Annotated in this window: 23 protein-coding genes; 8 read left to right on the plus strand and 15 right to left on the minus strand. The window is 63.8% G+C overall.

Annotated elements, in window-relative coordinates:
- Positions 1-53 precede the first annotated feature (53 nt).
- On the minus strand, positions 54-662 hold the full coding sequence (locus ABS761_RS00785; RefSeq protein ID WP_350406009.1) for a pseudouridine synthase: 609 nt from the start codon (positions 660-662) through the stop codon (positions 54-56).
- 187 nt (positions 663-849) lie between these two features.
- Here ABS761_RS00785 and ABS761_RS00790 point away from each other — a divergent pair, with 187 nt between their 5' ends.
- Positions 850-1,431 carry a DUF488 domain-containing protein gene (locus tag ABS761_RS00790; protein WP_350406010.1) on the plus strand — a complete coding sequence of 194 codons (582 nt, stop codon included), beginning with the start codon at positions 850-852 and terminating at the stop codon, positions 1,429-1,431.
- A 79-nt stretch (positions 1,432-1,510) separates the two neighbouring features.
- Here the strand turns inward: ABS761_RS00790 and ABS761_RS00795 are convergent, their stop codons facing one another.
- The 9 genes from ABS761_RS00795 to ABS761_RS00835 form a co-directional block, all read right to left on the minus strand.
- Entirely contained in the window at positions 1,511-2,407 is an 897-nt protein-coding gene (locus tag ABS761_RS00795) for a dihydrodipicolinate synthase family protein (protein ID WP_350406011.1), read from the minus strand.
- A 37-nt stretch (positions 2,408-2,444) separates the two neighbouring features.
- Positions 2,445-3,182, minus strand: coding sequence for an ABC transporter ATP-binding protein (locus tag ABS761_RS00800; protein ID WP_350406012.1), 738 nt, complete (start codon positions 3,180-3,182; stop codon positions 2,445-2,447).
- Positions 3,183-3,207: 25 nt separating this feature from the next.
- The gene (locus ABS761_RS00805; protein WP_350406013.1) at positions 3,208-5,043 is read right to left on the minus strand and encodes a branched-chain amino acid ABC transporter ATP-binding protein/permease; all 1,836 of its coding nucleotides are present in this window, start codon (positions 5,041-5,043) and stop codon (positions 3,208-3,210) included.
- A complete protein-coding gene (locus tag ABS761_RS00810; protein WP_350406014.1) occupies positions 5,040-5,903 on the minus strand; it encodes a branched-chain amino acid ABC transporter permease in 864 nt (287 codons plus the stop codon). The genes ABS761_RS00805 and ABS761_RS00810 overlap by 4 nt, the downstream gene beginning before the upstream one ends.
- Before the next feature lie 297 nt (positions 5,904-6,200).
- Positions 6,201-7,364, minus strand: coding sequence for an ABC transporter substrate-binding protein (locus tag ABS761_RS00815; protein ID WP_350406016.1), 1,164 nt, complete (start codon positions 7,362-7,364; stop codon positions 6,201-6,203).
- Between the two features lie 127 nt (positions 7,365-7,491).
- Positions 7,492-8,481: a thioredoxin-disulfide reductase gene (gene trxB, locus ABS761_RS00820; RefSeq protein ID WP_350406017.1), complete on the minus strand. Its 990-nt coding sequence runs from the start codon at positions 8,479-8,481 to the stop codon at positions 7,492-7,494.
- Positions 8,474-9,337, minus strand: a complete 864-nt coding sequence (locus tag ABS761_RS00825; RefSeq protein ID WP_350406019.1) for a GntR family transcriptional regulator — start codon at positions 9,335-9,337, stop codon at positions 8,474-8,476. Before ABS761_RS00825 ends, trxB begins: the two co-directional genes overlap by 8 nt.
- Positions 9,338-9,363: 26 nt before the next feature.
- Entirely contained in the window at positions 9,364-9,687 is a 324-nt protein-coding gene (locus ABS761_RS00830; RefSeq protein ID WP_350406020.1) for a thioredoxin family protein, read from the minus strand.
- 18 nt (positions 9,688-9,705) lie between these two features.
- The gene (locus tag ABS761_RS00835; protein ID WP_350406021.1) at positions 9,706-10,302 is read right to left on the minus strand and encodes a carboxymuconolactone decarboxylase family protein; all 597 of its coding nucleotides are present in this window, start codon (positions 10,300-10,302) and stop codon (positions 9,706-9,708) included.
- Between the two features lie 593 nt (positions 10,303-10,895).
- On the opposite strand from ABS761_RS00835, the gene ABS761_RS00840 reads away from it, so the two are divergent.
- The gene (locus ABS761_RS00840) at positions 10,896-11,741 is read left to right on the plus strand and encodes a mechanosensitive ion channel family protein (RefSeq protein ID WP_350406023.1); all 846 of its coding nucleotides are present in this window, start codon (positions 10,896-10,898) and stop codon (positions 11,739-11,741) included.
- Between the two features lie 9 nt (positions 11,742-11,750).
- Here ABS761_RS00840 and cysE read toward each other — a convergent pair whose 3' ends face one another.
- Positions 11,751-12,632: a serine O-acetyltransferase gene (gene cysE / locus ABS761_RS00845; RefSeq protein ID WP_350406024.1), complete on the minus strand. Its 882-nt coding sequence runs from the start codon at positions 12,630-12,632 to the stop codon at positions 11,751-11,753.
- 2 nt (positions 12,633-12,634) lie between these two features.
- Positions 12,635-13,486 (minus strand): RNA methyltransferase, encoded by an 852-nt coding sequence (locus tag ABS761_RS00850; RefSeq protein ID WP_350406026.1) that lies wholly within the window; start codon positions 13,484-13,486, stop codon positions 12,635-12,637.
- A gap of 97 nt (positions 13,487-13,583) precedes the next feature.
- Here ABS761_RS00850 and ABS761_RS00855 point away from each other — a divergent pair, with 97 nt between their 5' ends.
- Genes ABS761_RS00855 through ABS761_RS00865 form a run of 3 tightly spaced genes read left to right on the plus strand, consistent with a single transcriptional unit; the run spans position 13,584 to position 16,832 of the window.
- Positions 13,584-14,363 carry an inositol monophosphatase family protein gene (locus tag ABS761_RS00855; protein WP_350406027.1) on the plus strand — a complete coding sequence of 260 codons (780 nt, stop codon included), beginning with the start codon at positions 13,584-13,586 and terminating at the stop codon, positions 14,361-14,363.
- Positions 14,364-14,373: 10 nt separating this feature from the next.
- Positions 14,374-15,957: a TerC family protein gene (locus tag ABS761_RS00860; RefSeq protein ID WP_350406028.1), complete on the plus strand. Its 1,584-nt coding sequence runs from the start codon at positions 14,374-14,376 to the stop codon at positions 15,955-15,957.
- A gap of 20 nt (positions 15,958-15,977) precedes the next feature.
- Positions 15,978-16,832: an undecaprenyl-diphosphate phosphatase gene (locus tag ABS761_RS00865; RefSeq protein WP_350406029.1), complete on the plus strand. Its 855-nt coding sequence runs from the start codon at positions 15,978-15,980 to the stop codon at positions 16,830-16,832.
- Positions 16,833-16,893: 61 nt separating this feature from the next.
- On the opposite strand, the gene ABS761_RS00870 is transcribed toward ABS761_RS00865, so the two are convergent.
- The 3 genes from ABS761_RS00870 to ABS761_RS00880 form a co-directional block, all read right to left on the minus strand.
- Entirely contained in the window at positions 16,894-17,661 is a 768-nt protein-coding gene (locus ABS761_RS00870; protein WP_350406030.1) for a UDP-2,3-diacylglucosamine diphosphatase, read from the minus strand.
- The gene (locus tag ABS761_RS00875; protein WP_350406600.1) at positions 17,654-18,163 is read right to left on the minus strand and encodes a peptidylprolyl isomerase; all 510 of its coding nucleotides are present in this window, start codon (positions 18,161-18,163) and stop codon (positions 17,654-17,656) included. Before ABS761_RS00875 ends, ABS761_RS00870 begins: the two co-directional genes overlap by 8 nt.
- Positions 18,164-18,326: 163 nt before the next feature.
- A complete protein-coding gene (locus ABS761_RS00880; protein ID WP_350406031.1) occupies positions 18,327-18,917 on the minus strand; it encodes a tetratricopeptide repeat protein in 591 nt (196 codons plus the stop codon).
- A 273-nt stretch (positions 18,918-19,190) separates the two neighbouring features.
- Between ABS761_RS00880 and cysS the strand changes: the two genes are divergently transcribed.
- The 3 genes from cysS to ABS761_RS00895 are packed head-to-tail and all read left to right on the plus strand — an operon-like array spanning position 19,191 to position 22,282.
- The gene (gene cysS / locus ABS761_RS00885; RefSeq protein WP_350406033.1) at positions 19,191-20,633 is read left to right on the plus strand and encodes a cysteine--tRNA ligase; all 1,443 of its coding nucleotides are present in this window, start codon (positions 19,191-19,193) and stop codon (positions 20,631-20,633) included.
- The gene (locus ABS761_RS00890) at positions 20,618-21,289 is read left to right on the plus strand and encodes a DNA-3-methyladenine glycosylase family protein (protein ID WP_350406034.1); all 672 of its coding nucleotides are present in this window, start codon (positions 20,618-20,620) and stop codon (positions 21,287-21,289) included. Before cysS ends, ABS761_RS00890 begins: the two co-directional genes overlap by 16 nt.
- A gap of 27 nt (positions 21,290-21,316) precedes the next feature.
- Entirely contained in the window at positions 21,317-22,282 is a 966-nt protein-coding gene (locus ABS761_RS00895; protein ID WP_350406035.1) for an acetyl-CoA carboxylase carboxyltransferase subunit alpha, read from the plus strand.
- Positions 22,283-22,402 lie beyond the last annotated feature (120 nt).

Here is a 22,402-nt window from a genome sequence, read left to right on the forward strand (position 1 = left end):
CCTTGATCAGTTTGATGCGGCGCCGTTTCGGGGCGATCATGACGACGTTCGGATTACGGTGATCCGGGTGCGGGGAAGGGCGCTTCGCGCCACTGTCCCGGCAGCAGCCCGTCCAGGCTCCACGGGCCGATCCGGGTGCGGATCAGGCGCAGGGTCGGCAGGCTCACGGCTGCCGTCATGCGGCGCACCTGCCGGTTTCGACCTTCGCGAATGGTGATCTCCAGCCATGCGGTCGGGATGTTCCGGCGAAAACGGATGGGGGGATGCCGGTCCCACAGGTCTGGCTCATCGAGCCGCAGAACCTCGGCCGGGCGGCTTGGGCCGTCATTCAGTTCCACTCCGGTGCGCAAAGCGGCCAGTTGCGCCTCGTCGGGTGCGCCTTCGACCTGCACCCAGTAGGTTTTTGCCATCTCGTGCCTGGGGTCGGCGATGCGCGCCTGCAGGCGTCCGTCGTTGGTCAGCAGAAGCAGGCCTTCACTGTGTCGATCGAGGCGCCCCGCGGCATAGACGCCGGGTACATCCACGAAATCCTTGAGCGTGGTCCGGCCCTGGTCGTCGCTGAACTGGGTCAGGACGTCGAAGGGCTTGTTCAACAACAGCAGGCGTGGCGGCGCCGATGCCGGTCGCCTCGCCGGCGGCGTCCTGGAACCTGTGTATGCCATGTCGGGATCCTGAAGCTTCCGGGGTGGTTCGAGTGTCCTATCTTAGACGATGGGGCGATCCCGGGCCGCTTTCGAAGCCATGCTACGCAAGCTGGTTTTGGAGAAAGGAAATGATGCTGCCGCAACCCGGGCTTGGGTTTTCGGTCGGACTGGTGCGGCGGCGCTGCTGGAGTATCATTCCCGTATCATGGACGGAACCGGAAAGAAAGTGGATGCGGAGCCGATGCCCACCTTTCATACCATCGGTCATTCGAACCGCAGTTTCGACGCCTTTGCGGCGTTGCTGGGCGAGGCTCGGATCGGGCTCCTGATCGATATCCGGACCATCCCGCGCTCGCGGGCCAACCCGCAGTTCAACCAGGACGTCCTGCCCGATGCGCTTGCGGCTTTCCATATCGAGTACGAGCGCGTGGCGGCGCTGGGCGGCCTGCGCGGCAGGTCGAAAGAGGTTTCCCCCGAGGTCAACGGCTTCTGGGAAAACGACAGCTTTCATCATTATGCCGACTACGCGCTGTCCGAGCCCTTTCGTGAGGGGCTGGATGACCTGATTGCGCGCGGGCGCGCCCAGCGCTGCGCCTTCATGTGCTCGGAGGCGGTCTGGTGGCGCTGCCATCGGCGCATCGTTGCCGACTATCTACTGGCCCGGGGCGCGACGGTTTTTCATATCATGGGGCAAGGCCGCCTGGAACCCGCGCGTTTGACGCAGGGTGCGATCATCCAGCCCGATGGCCGGATTGTCTATCCGGGCGCGGCACCGCAGCGGGCTTGAGGCTCGGCGAGGCCCGCTGTTGCAGGCCTGGGAACAGTGCCTCTAGGTGCCTGTGCGGAGGGTTTGCGACGGATGTCCTTCATGCCCGCAGGATGTTTGCCTGTGCCAGCGCATTCCGCAAGAGTTTCTCATCGTCGGCCGTGATGGGCAGCACGGGCTGTGGCTGTATGGGCGATGCAACGCCCAATATGCGGGCTGCCGCCTTGGCCGCCCGTGGCGTTCCAATGCGCTTGAATGCCTGCAGCACCGGCAGGAGCCGCGAAAAAATTTGCTGTGCCTTGACCAGATCTTTGTCCTCGCAGGCCGCGGTGTAGAGTTCGACGAGCTCTTTTGGAATCACGCTGCCCAGAGCGACGTCGCAGCCGTCGGCCCCCATTGCGAACGCGCCCAGCATGACTTCGGGATGTCCCGAAAGATATGCAAAATTCTCACCGCAAATACTTGTCACATTGGGAACGTTGGATACGTCCGGCCCGCCGTCCTTCGTCAGGATGGCGCCGGCCTTATCGATCAGTTCCTTATAAACATCCGGGGAAATTGTAAAGCCGGTGCTGCGGGGGTGATTATAGATACCGATGGGCACGCTCATGGCGTCCGCCACGCGGCAAAAATGGGCGACCGCCTCATCCCGGGTCAGCGGGATATACGAGCGTGCCTGCGCCACGACGACATCCGCGCCGGCCTCTATCGCATCCTGGCCCAACTCTATGGTGTGTTTTGTCGTTTCGCCCATGATGCCGGCCAAGACCTTGACCCGGCCTCGTACGCTGTCGACGACGCATCGGATGACATCGCGGCGCTGGGCGCGTGTCAGGTAGGTGAAGCCGCCGGAACCCAGCAGGCAACTGACCCCGTGAACGCCGTTTCCAACCACCCAATCGACGTGGTCTCTCATGATTCCCGGGTCAAAGTCCCCGTCGGCGGTCGCCAATGAGGTAATGAGGTTTGCAAAAACGCCGCAATATTCGTTTTTCATCTGTGCACTCCATGGATGTCCTGAGGGTTACCTGGTTTCAGATGCCCATGTACATCGTCCGTACGCGTTCGTCGCTTAGCAATGTTGAGATGTTTCCCTGAGCGCCGATGCTGCCGTTCTGTAGAACGTAAGCCCGGTCGACAATCTTCACCGCGAGTTTTACGTTCTGTTCGATCAATAAGATGCTGATATTCAGCTCTTCGTTGAACTCCCTGATTTTCTTGAAGATTGCCTGTACGATCAGTGGCGCGAGGCCGCTGCTGGGTTCGTCCAGAATCAACACCTTGGGCTCTAGAAGCAATGCGCGGCCCACCGCCACCATTTGCTGTTCTCCACCGGACAGATTGCCTGTGTTCTGCAGCCGTCGTTCAAGCAGGCGCGGGAACATGTCAAAGATTCTTTGTATCCTCTCTTTGCGCTCCGCTTCGTCCAGCCCCCGCCACATCAGCGGCAGCTCCAGGTTCTGGATCACGGTTTGATTGGGGATCAGGTGGCGGCCTTCGAGGACATGGGCAAGGCCGTGCCGCGCGCGCTTGTAGGGCGCCCAGGCATGCATGTCGAGGCCGTTGAATTCCACGGTTCCCTCGTAGATGTCGCACCAACCGCCCACGACCCGCGCCAGGGTTGTCTTTCCCGCGCCGTTCGCGCCCAGCAGGCCGACCACTTCCCCCTGCCGGATTTCCAGGTCGATGCCCTGCAGGATCCGGATGGGTCCGTAACCGGCGTGGACGCCCTGTACCTTCAAGACTGTTTTTTCGCCGGAGGTTTGTCCCATACGGTCATCTCGTGTGTTCATCGTATTAGTCCTCCAGTTCACTGCCGAGGTAGGCGGCGATGACTTCCTTGTCCTCCCGGATGGCCGCCGGGCCCCCGGTCCTGAGGTGGGAACCATTCACCAACACGCTGATCACATCGGCGATGTCCATGATGAGCTTCATGTCGTGTTCGATCAGGATGATCGTCGTGTCGGTGCTCACCAGCTCTCTGAGGCGCTTGCCCAATACCGCAGTCTCCACCGGGTTCAAGCCAGCCGCGGGCTCATCCAGCAAAATGAGATCGGCGCCGGACAGCACGCAACGGGCCACCCCCGACAGGCGTTGCAATCCGACGGCGACGGTTTTGGGTAAGTCCTGGGCGATCTCGCTCAGGCCATACTGTGCCAGCACGCGCGCCGTTTCCCGCTCTAATTCGACTTCCTCCCGGGAGTGCACCCCCAGTGCCAGGGATGAGAGGAAGCGATTGCGTTGTCGGCGATACGCTCCCAGTTTCACGTTCTCTGTGATGGTGAGCTCCGGTGCCAGTTCCAATAGCTGGAAGGTTCTGCTCATACCCATTTCCGCGCGGGCTTCCGCGGATAGCGCGGATATGTCAACGCCCTTGAACATGATCGTTCCCGTGGTGGGGCGGAACATGCCTGTGATGCAGTTCAGCAATGTCGATTTGCCGGCCCCGTTCGGCCCGATCAGTGCATGCAGGGACCCCTTTTGTACCGTGATGGAGACATCGTGGAGCGCCTGGATGCCGCCGAATTTTTTTCCGGTGTGCTCCAGCGCCAGCAAGGGGCTGTTTTCACCCTGAATCCTGGATGCCGGCGCAAGAGGGGCCGACCCGGACGGATGATGGTCGATGGCGGGCGCGCCTTGCGCGGCATCGAGGTCCGCGCCGCCGTGGCGGCTGAGTTTCGTGGCCTCTGCCTTCAGTCGTGCGCGCTGCTTCCAATAGTGCTCGAGCGTCCCGGCGATTCCGAGCGGGAAACGAATCAGGACGAGGAGCATCAAGAGGCCGAGTATGAGTACCTGCCAGTCTCTGACTGCCTGCACGAACTCGGGAAGGCCGCGGACGATCAGGACTCCGGGAATCACGCCCCAGATGGAGCCTGCGCCGCCAATGATGACCATCAACAGCAAATCGATGCTTTGGGTCAAGCCGGCGAATTCCGGCGAGGCCGCGCCCAGGCTCAAGGCAAACAGAGACCCCGCGAGCCCGGCGATAGCGCCCCCAAGGACCACGGCGCGCAGGCGATTGCCGTAGACACTGAAACCGTAGCTGTGCGCGGCTGCCTCCAGGGTCTTGGCGAGCCTCAATGCCCGTCCGTGGCTCGCGTTCTTGAAATTACGGATCAGGAGGATGAAAAGGAAAACGAGGATCAGGCTAAGGTAAAAAAGCCATAAATCCATGATCGCGGAGTTGACGCCGAAGCCTTTCCGGATCCCCGTCAGGCCGCTCGGCCCGCCCGTCCACGCGGAGCCGTTGATCACCGAGAATACGATGCCCACGGCTGCCAGAGTGACGATGGTGAAGTACTGGGCTCGGCGCAGCAGCCCGATTGCCCCGATGGTGAATGCGGCAATCCCGCCGATGGTGGCGCTGAGAACACCGCCTAGCACTGCAAATAAGATGCCGCTATCGCCTTTGACCAGGAGCAGGCCGGTCACGTACGTGCCGATTCCGAAAAACACGGCGTGACCCAGGCTCAGCAGGCCCGCGATGCCGTACATGAGGTCGAGGCCGATCGCGGCGAGCGCGTATATCAGCAAGGTGGTGGTGAAGCGCAACAGGTCATCGCTCATCCACAGAGGTGAGGCGCCGATGAGCAATAAGGCGCCGCACGACAGCAATATGGTGCTGCGGGTCATTTTCTGGCCTCTCCGAGAAATGTAATGCCTTGTGCGGTCAGAAGGTACGCGATGAGCAGCGCGAAAACGACGGCATCGCGGAACACATCCGAGCCATAGACGGTCACCAGCGCTTCGATTGCCCCGAGCGTCAGTCCAGCGGCCAGTGTCCCAAGAATCGTCATGCCGCCGATGAGTGCGGCAATCAGCCCCAAAAGCGCGAATCCGAGGCCCATGGTGAAGTCGACCAGAATGATGGGCGCGGCCAATAAGCCGCCCAGTCCGGCAATCATGCCGGCCAGGACGAACGCGCTGATCCTGTAGAACGTGACATTCACCCCGCTGGCCGCCGCGCCCGTGGAGTCGGTCGCTGCCGCGCGCATGGCGCGGCCCGCGCTCGTCCGGTCCAGAAACAGGAAAAGCGCGATGCCGACGATCACGGCGCCTGCGATCAGCGTTGCGCTCTGAAGATCCAGGCTTTGGAGCCAGCCGCTGTCGAAATTCGTGGGCATATAACGCTCCATAGTGGTCGGGTTTCTGCCCCAGAGCAGCAACTCGAGCCCCGACAGGACGACTGCGATGGCCACGGTTCCCAGCAGCTTGATCACTAGCGTCGCACGTGCCATCCATCGTTCCAATATGAAATCTATCCCGTAGCCGAGGATGGCCTGGACTGCGAGAACGGTGATGATGATCACTGCCAGCGGAACGTGCAGCCGGCTGAGCGTGATGCTTAAAAAGGCGCCAATCAGGAAACAATCGCCCGCCGCCAGATTGAGTATTCCGGTGGCATTGCGGATCAGGACAATACCGACGCCAAGCAGTGCGTAGATGGCGCCCATTGTGAGACCCGAAAACAAAATGAGGGTAAATAACGACATATGTCTTCTCAGGAAAGTAGGCCGTCCAGCCGCCTCGATGGCTCAGTATGGCTGGCGTTCACATCGGAAAACAAAGGCTGAAGCAGTTCGCTAATTGCTGCGTGCTTGCCATGACAATGGTTTTAGGCATAAGCCCCCAGTCTGGAGGCGTTCGGCGCCGTTGAATGGCCACGGTTTGCGGATGCCGGGTCGGGTTGAGGGCTCCGTCGCACCGAGGCCCGCTGTCGGGCTCGCCGATAGGTGAACAGGTGCCCGCCATGTCCGGCGGCAAGGCGGGCACCTTACATTGCGACGACCCTATTCGGCGTTGACCCAGCGCTTGCCATTCCAGCGTTGAATGCGTACCGGCGTTTCCACCCCCTTTGTGACACCGATGTGGTCTTGCGGGCTATAGCGCCATACCGCGTGGAATCCCCTGATGTCGGGCCCATTCTCCAGGTACTTCACCATCGCGTCGCGGTCCGCTCCGTGGAGCGCCGCGGTCATCGCGACCGTGAACGTATCGCCGTAGGCGTATGCCATCCAGTCGGGCGACAGGCCTCTTTTCGCCTCGTAGCGCTTGTTGAATTCCTCGATCATTTCGACGCGCTTTTGATCCTTGATGCCAGACGTATCAAAGGCATCGTCTCCGGTAAAGAGCAGCTCTTTCGGGGTGACATCTTTCACCAGATTCATCAGGTCGTAGGACATGGATGAATAATTGAGGAAAACGGGTACATCCATGCGCGCAGCGGCGATGGCACGCAATGCCGTTACGACCTGCGGCCCCGTGCTCCAGATGAATAGGGCATCCACACCCTGGCTGGCGAGCTTGGCAACCTGCGGAATCAGGTTCTGGGCCCCCGGGTCGAATTGAACATCCACGACTGGGACGGATAATTCCTGCGCCGCCTTGAGGCCATGCTCGCGCGCGCTCAGGCCAGTGGCGTCCGTGGATGTCATGAAGCCGAATTTCTTGATGTTGTGGCTCTTCATATATCGGATCGCTTCCCCCATGGCGTCCTCGGTCGGTACGGCCACTTGGAAAATTCCCGTCGTCGGCGCCGGCAGTGCGTGGGGCGTGTGGACCACGTCGATCTGCTTGATTCCCAGCATTTCTTTCGTCGCGGCGTGCGTGGATCCGAAATTGGGCCCGATCATCACGTCGACTTTGTCCTTCAGTGAATTGACGCAAGTGATCGCGCGCTCCGCGTTGCCTTCGTCATTGCAAATGGTCAGTTTGATCGCACGATCGGGATGGGCTTCGTTCCACATGCTCACAATGACCTCGGTGCCCGCTTTCAGCGAGTCGCCGACGACAGTGGCAAGCGGCCCCGTTTCAGGGACGACCAGCCCGACCTTTACGTCGCCCGTGACGGTTGGCCACTCAGCTTGCGCGGGATCCGCTGCGAATGCGTTTCCCAGCATGCTCGATAGTGCGCCCATCAATAGCGCGTGCTTGATTGCTTTCAGCGTAAACATATTGTCTCCTTTGTTTTATATAAAACAACCGTTCAACGGCTTGGCTGTCCTCGACAGGAATATGTCGCCTGATTATTCGCGCTTCAGGGGGTCTCCAGGTGTTGGCGCGTTCAGATAAACCCGGTCATCAGGTCGCCGGGATTGCACCAAGACGTATTTCGGGCATGATTTCCAGCCAGCGCTGAGCATCCAGCGCCGCCATGCAGCCACTGCCCGCACTGGTGATGGCTTGCCGGTAGTTGTGATCTTGGACGTCACCCGCCGCGAAGATGCCGGGCGCGCTCGTCGCGGTGGCCGGGCCATCGAAGCCGCCACGTGTGACCAGGTAGCCATTACGCATCTCGAGCTGGCCTTCGAACAAGTGTGTATTGGGTGTGTGGCCTATGGCGATGAAGACTCCGGACAGATCGAACTGCCGCAGTGTATCGTCGCGGTTGTTGCGCAGCCTCATGCCCGTCACGCCACTGGAATCACCCAGGACGGCATCGAGCTCGTGGTGCCACAGGATCTGTACCCGGCCTTCGGCCTCCTTGGCCAATAGGCGGTCGGTGAGCAGCGGTTCGGCGCGGAACCGGTCGCGCCGGTGCACGACCAGCACTTTGGCTGCAATTTCGGACAGATAGAGAGCCTCTTCGACTGCCGTGTTTCCACCCCCTATGACCGCGACGACCTGACCGCGATAGAAAAAGCCATCGCATGTCGCGCACGCGGACACCCCGCGCCCGATAAAGGCCTGTTCCGAGGGCAGCCCCAAATACTTTGCCGTGGCGCCGGTGGCGATGATCAGCGCGTCGCAGGTGTACTCCGCCTGCTCGCCTCGCAGCCGATACGGGTGCTGCCCGAGGTCGGCGGACTCGATATGATCCTGCACGATCCGCGTGCCGAAGCGCTCAGCGTGCGCCTGCAAACGGGCCATCAGATCGGGCCCTAGCACCCCTTCGGAATCCCCTGGCCAGTTGTCCACGTCGGTTGTCGTCATCAGTTGGCCGCCCGGCGCCATGCCGCTCAGCAGCACCGGCTGCAGGTTGGCGCGTGCGGCGTAGACTGCTGCGCTATAGCCGGCAGGTCCGGAACCAAGGATCAGCAGTCGCGCGTGCTTGCCGTTGACGTCATTCATGGTGCGTTTCCTCGCTGGGCTGCCGCCGCAATTCGATGGTCGATTGGAATCGGAGCTGATACAAATCAGCCAGAAAGGTCACCACCCCATACATCACCGGCGTATTCTTGTCGGTGAAGTACGTCGTTTCGCGGATCAGGGCGGCGGAGCGCTCGGGCGCCCCGATCAGCGCCGCCTGACCCGTGTCGAGGATCACCGAGCGAACGGCATTGTCAGACGCAATTTTGTCGGCGCGCGTGAATAGCCTCAGAATCGCAAAGACGTTGCTTTCCATCAGGACTTTCTGTGTCAGGTGGCGTTTGAACAGTATCGGCAGGAAGCGCTCTTCGACTCCGATGACCCGGCCGGCCACTAATCTGAGGCGCAGGACTCGATACAGTCTCTGGGCGTCGTCGCCAAAGGTGGACAGCAAGTGGGGCGGCACGGGCACCTCGCCGTGTTCCAGCAGCTTGAATGCCACCGCCTTCTGGGCCGCCCGCATGTCATTTTCGAAGATGTGGGTGATGTCATGGACGATTCGAGGCTCACAGATAAATGTTCCGCGGCCCCGCTCTTTGCGGACCAGACCTTGGGCCGTCAGTTCGGCAATCGCCTGCCGCACGGTCGGCCGACTCACGTCGAATATGCGGATACATTCCTTTTCTGATGGAAGCGGGCACCCGATCCCGTATTCCCCAAGGCTGGTAATGTACGTGGAGAGGTGTGCCGCCAATTGTGCGTAGAGCGGGATCGGACTCGACAAACTCAGCGTGCTGGGCTTGAAGATTTTCTCGAAATCATCCAGAGGCCTCACCCGACTCGTCGGCTGGCTGCTGTGCTCCTGCTCTTTCGCGACACGAATGTTCAGTGCGGGCATTTTCGTACGCCTTGGTCGGTTGCGTATTACATGTCGAGCCGGGTGCCGATCCAGTCTGTGATTTGCGACTCGGACATGGCGCCCAGTTTCTTGTCCAGCACTTTGCCCTCGTGCATCAGCAGCAGGGTGGGCAGGCTGCGCACGCCGAACGCCTTGGCAGTCCCGGCATTTTCATCCACATTGATCTTGGCGACCGCAAGGCGTCCGTCATATGCCGCCGCCAAGCTCTCGAATACCGGGTGCATGCTCAGGCACGGCTTGCAGGAAGGTGCCCAGCAATCCACCAATACGGGAAGCGTGTTCTTTAGGACACGCGCCTCGAAGGTTGCGTCGTCGACGTCGAAAACCATACAGGCCCCCTTGGAAAATTAGCGGTTGACGTTTTCGCCGTAGAAGGCGGTCGGCAGATTGGTGCGTGGCCAGGCATCCCCGTCCTCGAACTGCGCCACCCCTACCGCATGGCGAGCCATGCCGGATTCCATCATGGCCATTGACACGATCTCTGCGACGCCCCGGTCGGTAACGCCGTTGTCACGCAGGGCCTGAAAGTCCTCATCGGTCAGGCCTTCGGTGAAAGCCATTTTGCGAGCGAAGCGCAGCACCGCTTTAGTCCGGGCATCCACCTTGTCTGAATTCTCGAAATCCAGAATCTCGGCGACGTCATCCGCATCCATTCCAAAGTGCTCGATCAGGTGCGTCTGGTGATTGTTGATGCAGCGCGGGCAGTCGACTTCACTCGCGCAGATCAGGGAGATGGCGTTGCGCAAGGTGTGCGGCAGGTCGCCGTCCATCATTTGCAGGCGCTTGGTCAGGCCCCACCAATGGCGCAGCAAATCCACGTCCAAGGCAAAAAAGCCCCAGGTGGGCGTCAGGAAGCGGTCACCTTTGACTTTGCGGATGTCCTCGAAGATCTCGGCGATTTCGCCTGTGGCCTGGTCTGGTTTGACCAATGTGATCTTGTCCATTTTTCAGTCTCCTGTGTCGTCGCTGGTGCTGGCCAGCGATCTATGGCTGCCGGCGCGGTGGATAGAGCCTTGGCGTTAACGAGATTCTAGAGTATCAGATATCAGGATGTCAACACGTCATAATAACCTTATAACTAATTTGTAGAATTACTCCGTGCGGGTCCTTTGATGGGTCTGGTGGCTCGGGGTCGGCGCCGCCCTGCAAGTCGCTCAGCAGGACTGAGTCGTGGTGCCTCGACGGCGATCGCAACCCTCGCCCCGGCCAATTTTCGACCGGCGGTCCCAAGTGTTTATCACACAAGCGGATTGTCGAATAAGTCACGGATTGTCCATGCACTTGTCCACATCTTGAGTGGACAAGTTGCGCGCGATCAGTGGAAGGCGGCTGCGCATTTTTTGACCCGGCTGCGCAAGTGCCCGTCGCACAAACAGATTCTTCGATCTCGGCGGACTTGTCCCTGGGCTTGTCCACATCTTGCGTGGAGAACCTTCTTCGCGGCGCTCGCAGCCGTGGGCGCCCGGGCCGCTAAAATACAAACCCGCATCCGCGCGGCCGCCGCGGCCGCGTCGCTGGTTTTTCGAGGACTGGAACCATGGACGAGCTGAACAAATTCGTCGAAGTATTACCCGATCTGCACCACACGGCGGTCGAGGGCCTGATCACCCTGGTCATCCTGGTGGTGGGCTGGTCACTGTCGTCCCTCGCCGCGCATGGCGTGCGCCGCTTGGCGGCGCGCTCCGCGCGCATCGATCCGACGGTTGTGCCGATTCTGCGCAGCGTCACCGTCTGGACGATCCGCACCGTGGTGCTGCTGGCGGTGCTGGCGCGGCTCGGGGTTCAGACGGCGAGTCTCATCGCCATGCTGGGCGCCGCCGGCTTGGCGGTGGGCCTGGCCTTGCAGGGCACGCTGCAGAATATCGCGGCGGGCATCATGCTGCTGATCCTGAGGCCGGTGAGATCGGGCGAGTATGTTTCGATCGCTGGACAGGGCGAGGGCACGGTGGACGAGGTGGGCCTGTTCATGACGCGGCTCATCCAGTTCGATGGGGTCCACATCCTGCTGCCCAACAGCTCGGTCTGGGGCAATGCGGTGATCAACTACAGCCGCAATGCGTCGCGCCGCCTGGACATTGCCGTCGGGGTGCGCTATGGCGACGATCTGGATCAGGCGATCGCCGCGTTGCGGGGTCTGGTGGAGAGCCGGGGCGATGATGTGCTGCGCGATCCCGCGCCGCGCGTGATGGCCACGGAATATCGCGACAGCGCCGTGATGGTGAATATCCGGGTGTGGACGCCCGCCGAGAAATACTGGGATCTACGTTTCGATCTGTACCGCGAGGCGGTACAAGCCTTGCAGCGCGCCGGCTTGAGGACGCCGATCCCCCTGCGCGAGGTGCGCGCGGTGCCGGGCGCGGCGCCCGCCGCCCCGGGGGATTGAGGGGGCTCTTTACTCGACCATCCGGTTCAGGCGTTCGGCGTCGAGGGGTTTTTGTCCGTTCTCGACGCGCTGACCCAGGTCTTCCATGGCCTTGCACAGGCGCGTGATGCGTTTTTCCTGGCTGGCCGCGTGGTCGATGAGTTCGTGCAGGACCTTGATCAGCGGATCATCGTCGCGGCGGTCGACCGCGTAGGCGGCGAACTCGGTTGCCTCGCCAGCGGGGCGTTCGTTGTTCGGATGTCCACGTTGCAGCAGGTCTTGCAAGGGCTTGGCCGTCCAATCCGTCTGGCAGGGCAGGGGGGCGTCGTCCGTGGCCTGTCCCGGGGCTTCGGTCGGCGCCTGCGGCGGCAGCGGCTCCCTGGTTGGGTGCTCATCCTCCTTCAGGATGACGCGGGCGGGGTTGCCGACCGCCGTGGCGCCGGCCGGGACTGGCTTGATCACCACGGCGTTCGAGCCGATCCGGGCGTGGGCACCGACGGTGAAACCGCCCAGGATCTGGGCTCCCGCACCGACGACCACGCCTTCCTCGAGAGTGGGGTGGCGCTTTTCGCCCTTGTACAGGCGGGTGCCGCCCAGGGTGACGCCCTGGTAGATGGTGCAGTCGTCGCCTACGACGGCGGTCTCGCCGATGACGACGCCGAATCCGTGGTCAATGAAGACCCGCTTGCCGATCTGTGCGCCCGGGTGGATTTCGATGCCGGTCAGGATGCGGCCCAGGTGTGACGTGAATCGTCCCGCCCACAGCCAGCCGCGGCGCCACAGGCCGTGGGCCAGGCGGTGCACGAGGATGGCGTGCAGCCCGGGGTAGCAGGTGAGGATCTCGATGCGGCTGCGGGCCGCCGGGTCTCGCTGGTGTATGCAGTCGATGTCTTCGCGAAGCTGGCTGAACATGGTCATTCCACCTTGGGTGAGCCTGCCGCGCCGCGGGCGCCACAGGCCGAGCGCGCGGTCTTGACCATGGCGGTGCACATGCCGCGCAGCATGTCGACCTCGTCGGCGCTGGGGCGCGCGCGGGTCAGGAGCTGGCGCATGCGGGGCAGGAGTTTCTTGGGGTGCAGGGGGTCGAGGAAGCCCACCTCGAGGAGGGCCTGCTCGAGATGCGCGAGCATGGCTTGGAGGCGCGCGCTGTCGGCCGGATCAGTGCCTGGGTCGTGTCGGGCATGCGTGTCGGGCAGGCGGGCATCGCCGGTCAGAGGCAGCAGCGCATAGCGCAGCTCCCAGGCGGCGAGCTGCAGGGCCTGGGACACGTTGAGCGAGCTGTATGCCGGATTGGCCGGGATGTGGCAGACGCTCTGGCACAGGGTGATGTCCTCGTTGGACAGGCCCGAGCGTTCGGTGCCCAGCACGATTGCCACGCGCGCGGTCCCACCCTTGGCGAGATGCCGCGCCGACAGGCCTGCCGCCTCGCGGATGTCGCAGGGTGGCGGGCCCAGCGCGCGTGCGCGGGCGGTCAGGGCAAAGGCCAGGGTGGTCGGTCCCAGGGCGTCGGCGAGGCTGGGATGGATGTGCGCGCCCTGCAAGACGTCGCCCGCGCCGCTGGCCAAGGCGATCGCCTCCGGGCGCGACAGGACGTCGGGCAGTTCGGGATCGACCAGGCAGAGATCGCCGAAGCCCATGGTCTTGATGGCGCGCGCCGCCGAGCCCACATTGCCGGGGTGGGTGGGCTGGACCATGATGAAGCGCACCTGGCCGAACGGGCCGGAGCCGGCCGGATCCGTGTTTTCAGAGGATTCTTGCGGAGTCATTTAAAATAGAAGACTTTCCATGCCATGGGTGACGTGTTCACTGCGGATCGTCGGCATGGCTCGTAGGCTTGGCAAAGCAGTTTCTCTCTGGAATCCTATGCATCCGATGCTCAATACCGCCATCAAGGCGGCCCGCCGCGCAGGCGCCATCATCAATCGTGCGAGCCTGGATCTCGAACGCCTGAACGTGGCGCGCAAGGGACCCAAGGATTATGTCACGGAAGTCGACCGTGCCGCAGAGGACGCCATCATCGATATTTTACGCACGGCCTACCCGGGCCATGCCGTGCTGGGCGAGGAAACCGGCGAGCACGGCGCCCCCGGCGGCGGAACGCCGGAGTTCCAGTGGGTCATCGATCCGCTGGACGGCACCACGAATTTCATTCACGGCTTTCCGAACTATGCCGTGTCGATCGCCCTGATGCACCGCGGGCTGGCCGCCCACGCAGTGGTCTACGACCCCTCGCGCAACGAGATGTTCACCGCCAGCCGCGGCAGCGGGGCGTTCCTGAATGATCGGCGCGTGCGGGTCTCGGGCTGCACGCGCTACCACGACGCCCTGCTGGCCTCGCACGTGCCCCAGTCCACCGCCTTGCCGGCGGGTTCGCCTTTTTCGGCGATGCTGGGCGATTGCGCGGCGGCGCGGCGCACGGGTTCGGTGGTGCTGGACCTGGCCTATGTCGCCTGCGGGCGCCTGGACGGCTTTTGCGGCGTACGGCTCAAGCCCTGGGACATGGCCGCCGGCAGCCTGCTGGTGCTCGAGGCCGGTGGCCTGCTGTCGGATTTCGAGGGCGAGCAGGGGTGGATGGCCGGCGGCAACATGCTTGCGGCCTCGCCCAAGGTGTTCCCGCAGATGATCAGCTACCTGGGCACCTGAGGACCAATCGATGGAATGGTTGCTTGACCCGTCCGCATGGGTCGGCCTGCTCACCCTGATCGTTCTCGAGATCGTCCTCGGGATCGACAACCTCGTCTTCATTGCCATCCTGGTCGACAAGCTGCCGCCCAAGCAGCGCGACCGCGCCCGGGTGCTGGGCCTGGGCCTGGCCCTGGCCATGCGCCTGCTGCTGCTGACGCTGATGTCATGGCTGGTCAAGCTCACCGATCCGATCCTGTCGTTCGGCGGTTTCGCGTTCTCGGGCCGCGACCTGATCCTGATCGGCGGAGGTTTCTTTCTGCTGACCAAGGGCACTTTCGAGCTGCACGACCGCGTCGAGGGGCGCACGGCGCACGCCTCGGGTTCGCGCCTGCATGCCGGCTTCTGGGTGATCGTCACGCAGATCGTGATCCTGGACGCGGTGTTCTCGATCGATTCGGTCATCACGGCGGTCGGCATGGTGGACCACCTGGCCATCATGATGATCGCCGTCATCGTCGCGATGGCGATCATGCTGGTGGCCTCCAAGCCGCTCACGCAATTCGTCAACGCGCACCAGACCGTCGTCATCCTGTGTCTGGGATTCCTGTTGATGATCGGCTTCTCTTTGCTGGCCGAGGGTTTCAGCTTCGCCGTGCCCAAGGGTTATCTGTATGCGGCCATCGCCTTCTCGGTCCTTGTCGAATCCCTGAACCAGCTTGCGCGCCGCAATATTCGCCGCGTCGAATCGCGCCGGCCGATGCGTGAGCGTACCGCCGAGGCGGTGCTGCTGCTGCTGGGCCGCCGTCCCATCGCGGGCCCCGAACTCGAGCCCGGCCTGTCCGAGCCGATGCCGATCGAGGCTTTCGGCGACGAGGAGCGCAATATGGTCAGCGGGGTGCTGACCCTGAGCGACCGCAACGTCCATTCGGTGATGACGCCGCGCACAGACGTATCGTGGATCAACCTCGAGGCCGATCCGGCCGAGCTGCGCGAGCAGATCACCAAGGAGCCCCACAGTTTTTTCCCCGTGTGCCGTGGTTCGCTCGATGAGGTCGTGGGGGTCGGCCGCGCCAAGGAGCTGATCACCGACCTGCTGGTCCACGGCAGCATCCGCGAGACGCGCCTGCGCGAGCCCATCATCGTGCACGAGTCGATTGAGATTCTGCAGCTCATGGACACGCTCAAGCGTTCCCGGGGCCTGCTCGTGCTGGTGGCCGACGAGTTCGGCTCCATCGTCGGGGTGGTCACGCCGATCGATATTTTCGAGGCGATCGCGGGCGAGTTCCCCGACGAGGACGAAATTCCGGACATCATCGATCAGGGCAGCGGGCGTTGGCGCGTCGATGGCGCCGCCGACCTGCATCACCTCGAGCAGATCATGCACACCGACGGCCTGGTGGACGACGATGAGGAGTACGCGACGATCGCGGGCTATCTGCTCGAGCGTTTCGGGCGGCTGCCGGTGGTGGGGGACTCGTGCGAGCACGTGCGGGGCGGGCTGCCGGCGTTTCGCTTCACGGTGCTCGAGATGGACGGGCGCCGCATTGCGACGGTCCAGATCGCGCGGATCGAACCGCCCGATCCGGATACTGAAATTGAGACAGTGGGCTAGCGGGGCCCCGAGAAGGTTTTATGAGCGATGGCGCGTGGTTTCTGTTGAAGGCCCTGTTCCTGGGCCTGGTCGAGGGCTTGACCGAGTTCATCCCGGTCTCGAGCACGGCGCACCTGCTGCTGGTGGGCGACTGGATCGGCTTCTCGTCGGGGAATGACAAGGTATTCGAGGTCGTCATTCAGTTGGGCTCCATCCTGGCGGTGATGTGGGTGTTTCGCGAACGCATCCTGCGCCTCGTGCGCGGTTTTTTTAGCGGCGATCCTCAGGAACGCCGCTTCGTGGCCAATCTGGCGATCGCCTTCCTGCCGGCCGCTGTGATCGGCGCCCTGGGCATCCGCTACGTCAAGGCGCTGTTCCATCACCCGGGCGTGTTCGCCGTCACCCTGGCGTTGGGCGGGCTCATCATGCTGTGGGTCGAGCGCCGGCCGCGCCACGCCAGGCAGCCGGGCGACCGCGCCGAGACCGAGGTTTCGCAGCACGCCAGCGCGCATGCGCTCGAGCAGATCAGTTGGAAACAGGCCCTGGCCGTGGGCTGTGCCCAGGTGATCGCGATGGTGCCGGGCACCTCGCGTTCGGGTGCAACCATTATCGGCGGCATGCTGGCCGGCATCGACCGGCGCACGGCCACCGAATTCTCGTTTTTCCTCGCCATGCCGACGATGCTGGCGGCGACCGTCTACGACCTGTACAGGAATGGCGCGGCACTCGACGAGGCGCAGTCGCTGGCGATCGTCGTGGGCTTTCTCAGCGCCTTTCTCAGCGCCATGGTGCTGGTGCGTGCGGTGCTGGCCTTCGTGTCCCGGCGGACCTATCGGCCGTTTGCCTGGTATCGCATCGGGCTGGCGGCGGTCGTGGCCCTCTGGGTGCTGCTCTGATCCGCGGGGCCGGTCCTGGGTGGCGCCGGCGCTCCGTGAGGGCGGGGTTCGCGGACGCTGGCTAGGACTCGTCGAGCACGAGGCGCGGGCCGCCCGCGTCCAGCACCAGCCATCCGCCGCGCCTGGGCGGCTGGTCGTGGTCCCAGTCTGGCAGGACGAACCGCCGACAGGCGCGTCCTCCGGCATTCAGTTCATGCATGCCGGGTCGGTGGGTGTGACCGTGGATCAAGACGCTGCAGCCCGCGGCCGCGAGCGCCCGCTCGACAGCCTGGGGGTTGACGTCCATGATGCGCATGGTTTTCATGGCGCGCGCCCGGTGGCTGCGCGCGCGCGCCCAGGCAGCGATCCGCCGGCGCAGGGCCAGCGGCAGCGCGAGGAACGCGCACTGCACCCAGGCTGTGCGCACCACCCGCCGCAGGCGCTGGTAGCCAATATCGTCCGTGCAGTACTGATCGCCGTGGGCGAGCAGGGCCGTGCCCGCGGCGGTGCTCAGGAGGACCTCGTCGTCCAGCAGTTGCGCGCCCAGGCTGCGGGCGAGTGCCGCGCCCATCAGGAAATCGCGGTTGCCGCGACCCAGCCATAGCGGGATGCCGCGCGCGGTATCCCGCAGGGCCTCGAGCGCTCCGGACAACCAGTCGGGAGGATTGTGCAGCGCGTGGTCGTCGCCGATCCAGGCCTCGAAGACATCGCCGCACAGAATCAGGGCGTCGGCCTCCCGCCGTGCCCTTTCGAGAAAATGCAGAAAGACCGCCGCCGTGCCGGGATTGTGTTCGCCCAGGTGGATGTCCGAGGCGATCCAGACCGTGCCCGGCAGGGTGAGCTTATTCAACCAGCGTGGCGCTTTCGATGATGACGTCATCGACTGGGACGTCCTGATGGAAGCCCTTGTTACCGGTTTTCACCTGCTTGATCGCGTCGACCACCTCGGTACCCTCGACGACTTTGCCAAAGACGGCGTAGCCCCAGCCGTTGGAGGTGGGTGCGGTGAAGTTGAGGAAATCGTTGTCGGCGACATTGATGAAGAACTGCGCGGTGGCCGAGTGGGGGTCGGCCGTGCGGGCCATGGCCAGCGTGTAGCGGTCGTTCTTCAGGCCGTTGTTGGCTTCGTTCTCGATCGGCGAATGAGTCTGCTTTTGTTTCATCCCGGCCTCGAAGCCGCCGCCCTGGACCATGAAGTTATTGATGACACGGTGGAAGATCGTGCCGTCGTAGAAGCCTTCCTTTACGTAGGTCAGGAAGTTCTCCACGGTCTTGGGCGCTTTTTCGGCGTCGAGCTCGATCAGCATGTCGCCCTTGTTGGTGTGGAGTTTGACTTGGGGGTGGTTGCTCATGGTCTTGCCTTGGTCGTGGGTGGATGAGCCTTGCGCGGCGCTCGCGGCGCCCGGAATCAGGGCGATGGCGCTGGCCAGGCATAGAACGCGTATCCAGGAGGGCAGGATACGAAGGAATGAAGACATAGGGGACATCGTGGCGAGGCTCCGGGTCGTGGGACCGCTATTGTGCCGCATTGGCGGGCGTGCCGCCGCCCGGGGTGCCCGGCCGGCGTGTCGCGCCTGTCTCGCCCCGCACGGCCCGCGCCCGGGCAAAGGCGCGCTGCGCGAGTCGGGTGTCGACATGGCCGAGGTTCTCGAGGGCTGGGGCGAAATCCGGATTGACCACCAGCGCGGTCAGCAGGGCTTCGCGGGCGAGGTCGAGCTGGCCCTGGCGGGCATATTCGATGGCCAGGGCGTTCCAGGGCTCGGGCAGTTCGGGGAAGTCGACGGTCATCTGACGCCATACCCCGATTGCTTCCGCATGGTGGCCCAACGCGGCCAGGGCGCGTCCGTGCAAGTACATGAGCTGGACGTCGGTGCCCAGGCTACCGGCATTTTCGCGCTGTTCCTGGCGTTTGCGGATCAGGTCCAGCGCGGCCTCGGCCCGCCCGGCGTCCAGCATGGCCGCGATGTGGCTGGTGACCTGGGAGGGCGTCAGCGGGATCGCGGTGTCGACGCCCGGGCTGGCCGCCTCGAGCAGGTCGGCGAAGGCTTGCCATCCGTGCTCGGGCGCCGGAGCCTCGATGAACTGGCCGGTCTGTGGATCGAACATGAGGTCCGCCACGGGCGCGCCGTCCGCGTTAAGATGGCCCGACGGGCTTTGGGCGGCCGCCGCCATGCAAGCGCACAGAGTCAATACGAGAAAAGAATGTCGAATCACGGCTGAGGGGCGCCTATGTCTGGGACTGAGGGAAATCATCGAGGGAAGGTATACTTGTCAGCTCATTTTAGCCTTGCCGTGTGCGCGACGCCCGTGGCGGGCGTGGCTCACACCATGCCTCGCGGCCCTCGTCCCGTCGCCCTCCGCGCTCTTGTCTGACCGATCATGCTGCACATTTATAACACCCTTTCGCGCCGCAAAGAGGCCTTCAATCCCGTCGAGCCGGGTGCGGTGCGGATTTACGTGTGCGGCATGACGGTCTACGATTTCTGCCATCTCGGGCATGCGCGCATGCTGGTGGGCTTCGATGTGGTGCAGCGCTGGTTGCGCGCCAGCGGCTGGCGCGTAAATTTCGTGCGCAACATCACCGACATCGACGACAAGATCATTCGCCGCGCCGTACAGAGCGGCCGGCGTCTGCACGAGGTCACCGATTTCTTCATCGAGGCCATGCGCGCCGACGAACGCGCCCTGGGGGTGCAGCCGCCGGATGCCGAGCCGCGCGCCACCGAGTACGTGGGCCAGATGCTCGACATCATCGGCAGGCTCGAGGCGCGTGGCCTGGCCTATCGCGGCGAGGACGGCGACGTCAATTTCCCGGTGCGCAAGTTCCCAGGCTATGGCAAGCTCTCGGGCAAGTCCCTGGACGATCTGCGCGCCGGCGAGCGCGTGGCGGTGGCCGCGGGCAAGCATGACCCCCTGGACTTCGTCCTCTGGAAGGCCGCCAAGGCGGACGAGCCCGCAGAATCCCGCTGGCCATCCCCCTATGGGCCGGGCCGGCCGGGCTGGCACATCGAATGCTCGGCCATGAGCCACGCCCTGCTCGGCATGCCGCTGGACATCCATGGCGGCGGCCCCGACCTGAAGTTCCCCCACCACGAAAACGAGATCGCCCAGAGCGAGGGCGCCTTTGGCGGCCCCTTGGCGCGGACCTGGATGCACTGCGGACCGATGATGGTGGATGCGGAAAAGATGTCCAAGTCCCTGGGCAATTTCCAGCGCATTCGCGATACGCTGGCAGGCGGGACGCCCGCCGAGGACGCGGCCGGCTACGAGGCCAATCCGCGCGAGGCCGAGATGCTGCGCTTTTTCATCGTGCGCAATCACTACCGCAGTATCCAGAACTACGCGCCGGATAATCTGCTCGATGCGCAGCATGCGCTCGACCGGCTCTACCAGGCCCTGGCGAACGTGCCGCCCGCCGAGATCGATATCGATTGGGATCAGCCCGCGGCGGCGGCTTTCAAAGCCGCTATGGACGATGATTTCAACACTTCGGGCGCGGTCGCCGTGCTGTTCGACTTGGCTGGCCAGGCCAACCGCGAGCGCTCGGCGCAGGCCAGCGGTCTGTTGCGCGCGCTGGGTGGCGTGCTGGGCCTGCTGCAAGGCGATCCCGGGACCTATCTCAAATCCCCCACCCGCTACCTCGGCGGGACGGTGGGGCCGGGGCTGGAGGCCGCCGCCATCGATACCCTCGTGGCCGAGCGCGCGCAGGCCAAGGCCGACCGGGATTTCGCCCGCGCCGACCGGATCCGCGCCGACCTGCGCGAGCAGGGCGTCGAGCTCGAGGACAAGGCCGGCGGCCTGACCCAATGGCGCAGGGTATAGCCGTGGATGCTCTGCACCGACAATCCGCCCGACAGACCCGTCCCGTCTACTGGGACCGCGCCTGCGAGCATCTGATGCGGCGCGACCGCATCCTGCGCAAACTCATCCCGGCCTTCGGCGACGAGTCCATTGCGGTGCGCCGCAGCCCGTTTGCCACACTTGCGCGCATCGTCGTCGGCCAGCAGATCTCACCCTCGCTCGGTCGCGACCAGTGGGGACGCCTGGTGCGCGGCTGCGGCGCCGATCCGACGCCGGAGCGCATCGCAGGCTTTGGCGAGGCGGAGCTGCGCGCCATGGGCCTGTCACGCCGCAAGGCGCAGTACTTGCTGGATCTGGCCGGCTATTTCGGAGACCATGGCGAAAAGGCCGAGCGCTGGGTCGGCATGGACGACACTGCGGTGGTCGCCGAACTGTGTGCGATTCGCGGCATCGGGCGCTGGTCGGCCGAGATGTTCCTGATCTTCAATCTGGGCCGTCCGGACGTCCTGCCGCTGGACGATACCGCGCTGCTCAAGGCGATCTCTCACCATTACTTCAGCGGCGAGCCCGTTTCGCGCTTCGAGGCGCGCGAGGTGGCGCAGGCCTGGGCGCCGTGGCGCACCGTCGCGAGCTGGTATTTGTGGCGTAGCATGGATGCCGGCGCCATCGAATACTGAATTGCATTCCCCTGGAAAATAGTGCTCATGCGAAATACATTTCTCGAATTCGAACAGCCTCTGGCGGAACTCGACAACAAGATCGAGGAACTGCGCTTTGTGCAGGCCGACTCGGCGGTGGATATTTCCGAAGAGGTCGGCCGCCTGCGGCAAAAGAGCCAGTCCCTGGCCAAGAGCATCTATGCCAAGCTCACGCCGTGGCAGACCGCCCTGGTCGCGCGCCATCCCCAGCGCCCCTACACGCTGGATTACGTGCGCGAGCTTTTCACCGATTTCCACGAGCTGCACGGCGATCGCATGTACGCCGACGATCAATCCATCGTCGGCGGGCTGGCGCGCTTCAACGGCACCCCCTGCATGGTCATCGGCCACCAAAAGGGTCGCGACACCAAAGAGCGCGCCATGCGCAACTTCGGCATGCCGCTGCCCGAGGGCTATCGCAAGGCCCTGCGGCTGATGCGGCTGGCGGAAAAATTCCGCCTGCCGGTCTTCACCTTCGTCGACACCCCGGGCGCCTATCCCGGCGTGGGCGCCGAAGAGCGCGGACAGTCCGAGGCCATTGGCCACAACCTGTTCGCCATGGCCGGCCTCAAGGTTCCCATCATTGTCACCATCATCGGCGAGGGCGGATCGGGCGGCGCCTTGGCGATCGCCGTGGGTGACGTGGTGATGATGCTGCAATACGCCACCTATTCCGTGATCTCGCCCGAGGGGTGCGCCTCGATTCTGTGGCGCAGCGCCGACAAGGCGGCCACCGCCGCCGAGGCCCTGGCGATCACCGCGCCGCGCCTCAAGGATCTGGGCCTGATCGACCGGGTGGTCAACGAGCCCGTGGGCGGCGCCCACCGTGATCCGGCCACCATGGCCCGCCAGTTGCACCGCGCCCTGGCCGATGCGCTGCGCCAGGTCTCCGGCCTCGAGACCGACGAGCTCCTGCGCCAGCGCCACGAACGCATCGCCGCCTACGGGCGTTATCAGGAAGCGCGCGCCTAGTGTGCTGTGTGGAATAGCCGGACAAGACACCATTGGGGCCATCGACACCGCACAAGGAGCCGCATTGAGGATCCCACCGCCTGAACGCAGGGTGTGTGCCGCGATGAGGCTCGATGCCTC

The organism is Castellaniella sp. GW247-6E4, from assembly GCF_040276065.1.
Lineage (GTDB): Bacteria > Pseudomonadota > Gammaproteobacteria > Burkholderiales > Burkholderiaceae_B > Castellaniella.

Excerpts from the sequence above, each read along its gene's own strand:
- ABS761_RS00830 (WP_350406020.1), bottom strand. The coding sequence starts at position 9,687 with ATGGTTTTCGACGTCGACGACGCAACCTTCGAGGCGCGTGTCCTAAAG.
- ABS761_RS00875 (WP_350406600.1), bottom strand. The coding sequence starts at position 18,163 with ATGAGCAACCACCCCCAAGTCAAACTCCACACCAACAAGGGCGACATG.
- ABS761_RS00840 (WP_350406023.1), top strand. The coding sequence starts at position 10,896 with ATGGACGAGCTGAACAAATTCGTCGAAGTATTACCCGATCTGCACCAC.
- ABS761_RS00805 (WP_350406013.1), bottom strand. The coding sequence starts at position 5,043 with ATGACCCGCAGCACCATATTGCTGTCGTGCGGCGCCTTATTGCTCATC.
- cysE (WP_350406024.1), bottom strand. The coding sequence starts at position 12,632 with ATGTTCAGCCAGCTTCGCGAAGACATCGACTGCATACACCAGCGAGAC.
- ABS761_RS00895 (WP_350406035.1), top strand. The coding sequence starts at position 21,317 with ATGCGAAATACATTTCTCGAATTCGAACAGCCTCTGGCGGAACTCGAC.
- ABS761_RS00880 (WP_350406031.1), bottom strand. The coding sequence starts at position 18,917 with ATGTTCGATCCACAGACCGGCCAGTTCATCGAGGCTCCGGCGCCCGAG.
- ABS761_RS00850 (WP_350406026.1), bottom strand. The coding sequence starts at position 13,486 with ATGACTCCGCAAGAATCCTCTGAAAACACGGATCCGGCCGGCTCCGGC.
- ABS761_RS00855 (WP_350406027.1), top strand. The coding sequence starts at position 13,584 with ATGCATCCGATGCTCAATACCGCCATCAAGGCGGCCCGCCGCGCAGGC.
- cysS (WP_350406033.1), top strand. The coding sequence starts at position 19,191 with ATGCTGCACATTTATAACACCCTTTCGCGCCGCAAAGAGGCCTTCAAT.
- ABS761_RS00815 (WP_350406016.1), bottom strand. The coding sequence starts at position 7,364 with ATGTTTACGCTGAAAGCAATCAAGCACGCGCTATTGATGGGCGCACTA.
- ABS761_RS00795 (WP_350406011.1), bottom strand. The coding sequence starts at position 2,407 with ATGAAAAACGAATATTGCGGCGTTTTTGCAAACCTCATTACCTCATTG.
- ABS761_RS00785 (WP_350406009.1), bottom strand. The coding sequence starts at position 662 with ATGGCATACACAGGTTCCAGGACGCCGCCGGCGAGGCGACCGGCATCG.
- ABS761_RS00790 (WP_350406010.1), top strand. The coding sequence starts at position 850 with ATGGACGGAACCGGAAAGAAAGTGGATGCGGAGCCGATGCCCACCTTT.
- ABS761_RS00810 (WP_350406014.1), bottom strand. The coding sequence starts at position 5,903 with ATGTCGTTATTTACCCTCATTTTGTTTTCGGGTCTCACAATGGGCGCC.
- ABS761_RS00800 (WP_350406012.1), bottom strand. The coding sequence starts at position 3,182 with ATGGGACAAACCTCCGGCGAAAAAACAGTCTTGAAGGTACAGGGCGTC.
- ABS761_RS00835 (WP_350406021.1), bottom strand. The coding sequence starts at position 10,302 with ATGGACAAGATCACATTGGTCAAACCAGACCAGGCCACAGGCGAAATC.
- ABS761_RS00825 (WP_350406019.1), bottom strand. The coding sequence starts at position 9,337 with ATGCCCGCACTGAACATTCGTGTCGCGAAAGAGCAGGAGCACAGCAGC.
- trxB (WP_350406017.1), bottom strand. The coding sequence starts at position 8,481 with ATGAATGACGTCAACGGCAAGCACGCGCGACTGCTGATCCTTGGTTCC.
- ABS761_RS00860 (WP_350406028.1), top strand. The coding sequence starts at position 14,374 with ATGGAATGGTTGCTTGACCCGTCCGCATGGGTCGGCCTGCTCACCCTG.
- ABS761_RS00890 (WP_350406034.1), top strand. The coding sequence starts at position 20,618 with ATGGCGCAGGGTATAGCCGTGGATGCTCTGCACCGACAATCCGCCCGA.
- ABS761_RS00865 (WP_350406029.1), top strand. The coding sequence starts at position 15,978 with ATGAGCGATGGCGCGTGGTTTCTGTTGAAGGCCCTGTTCCTGGGCCTG.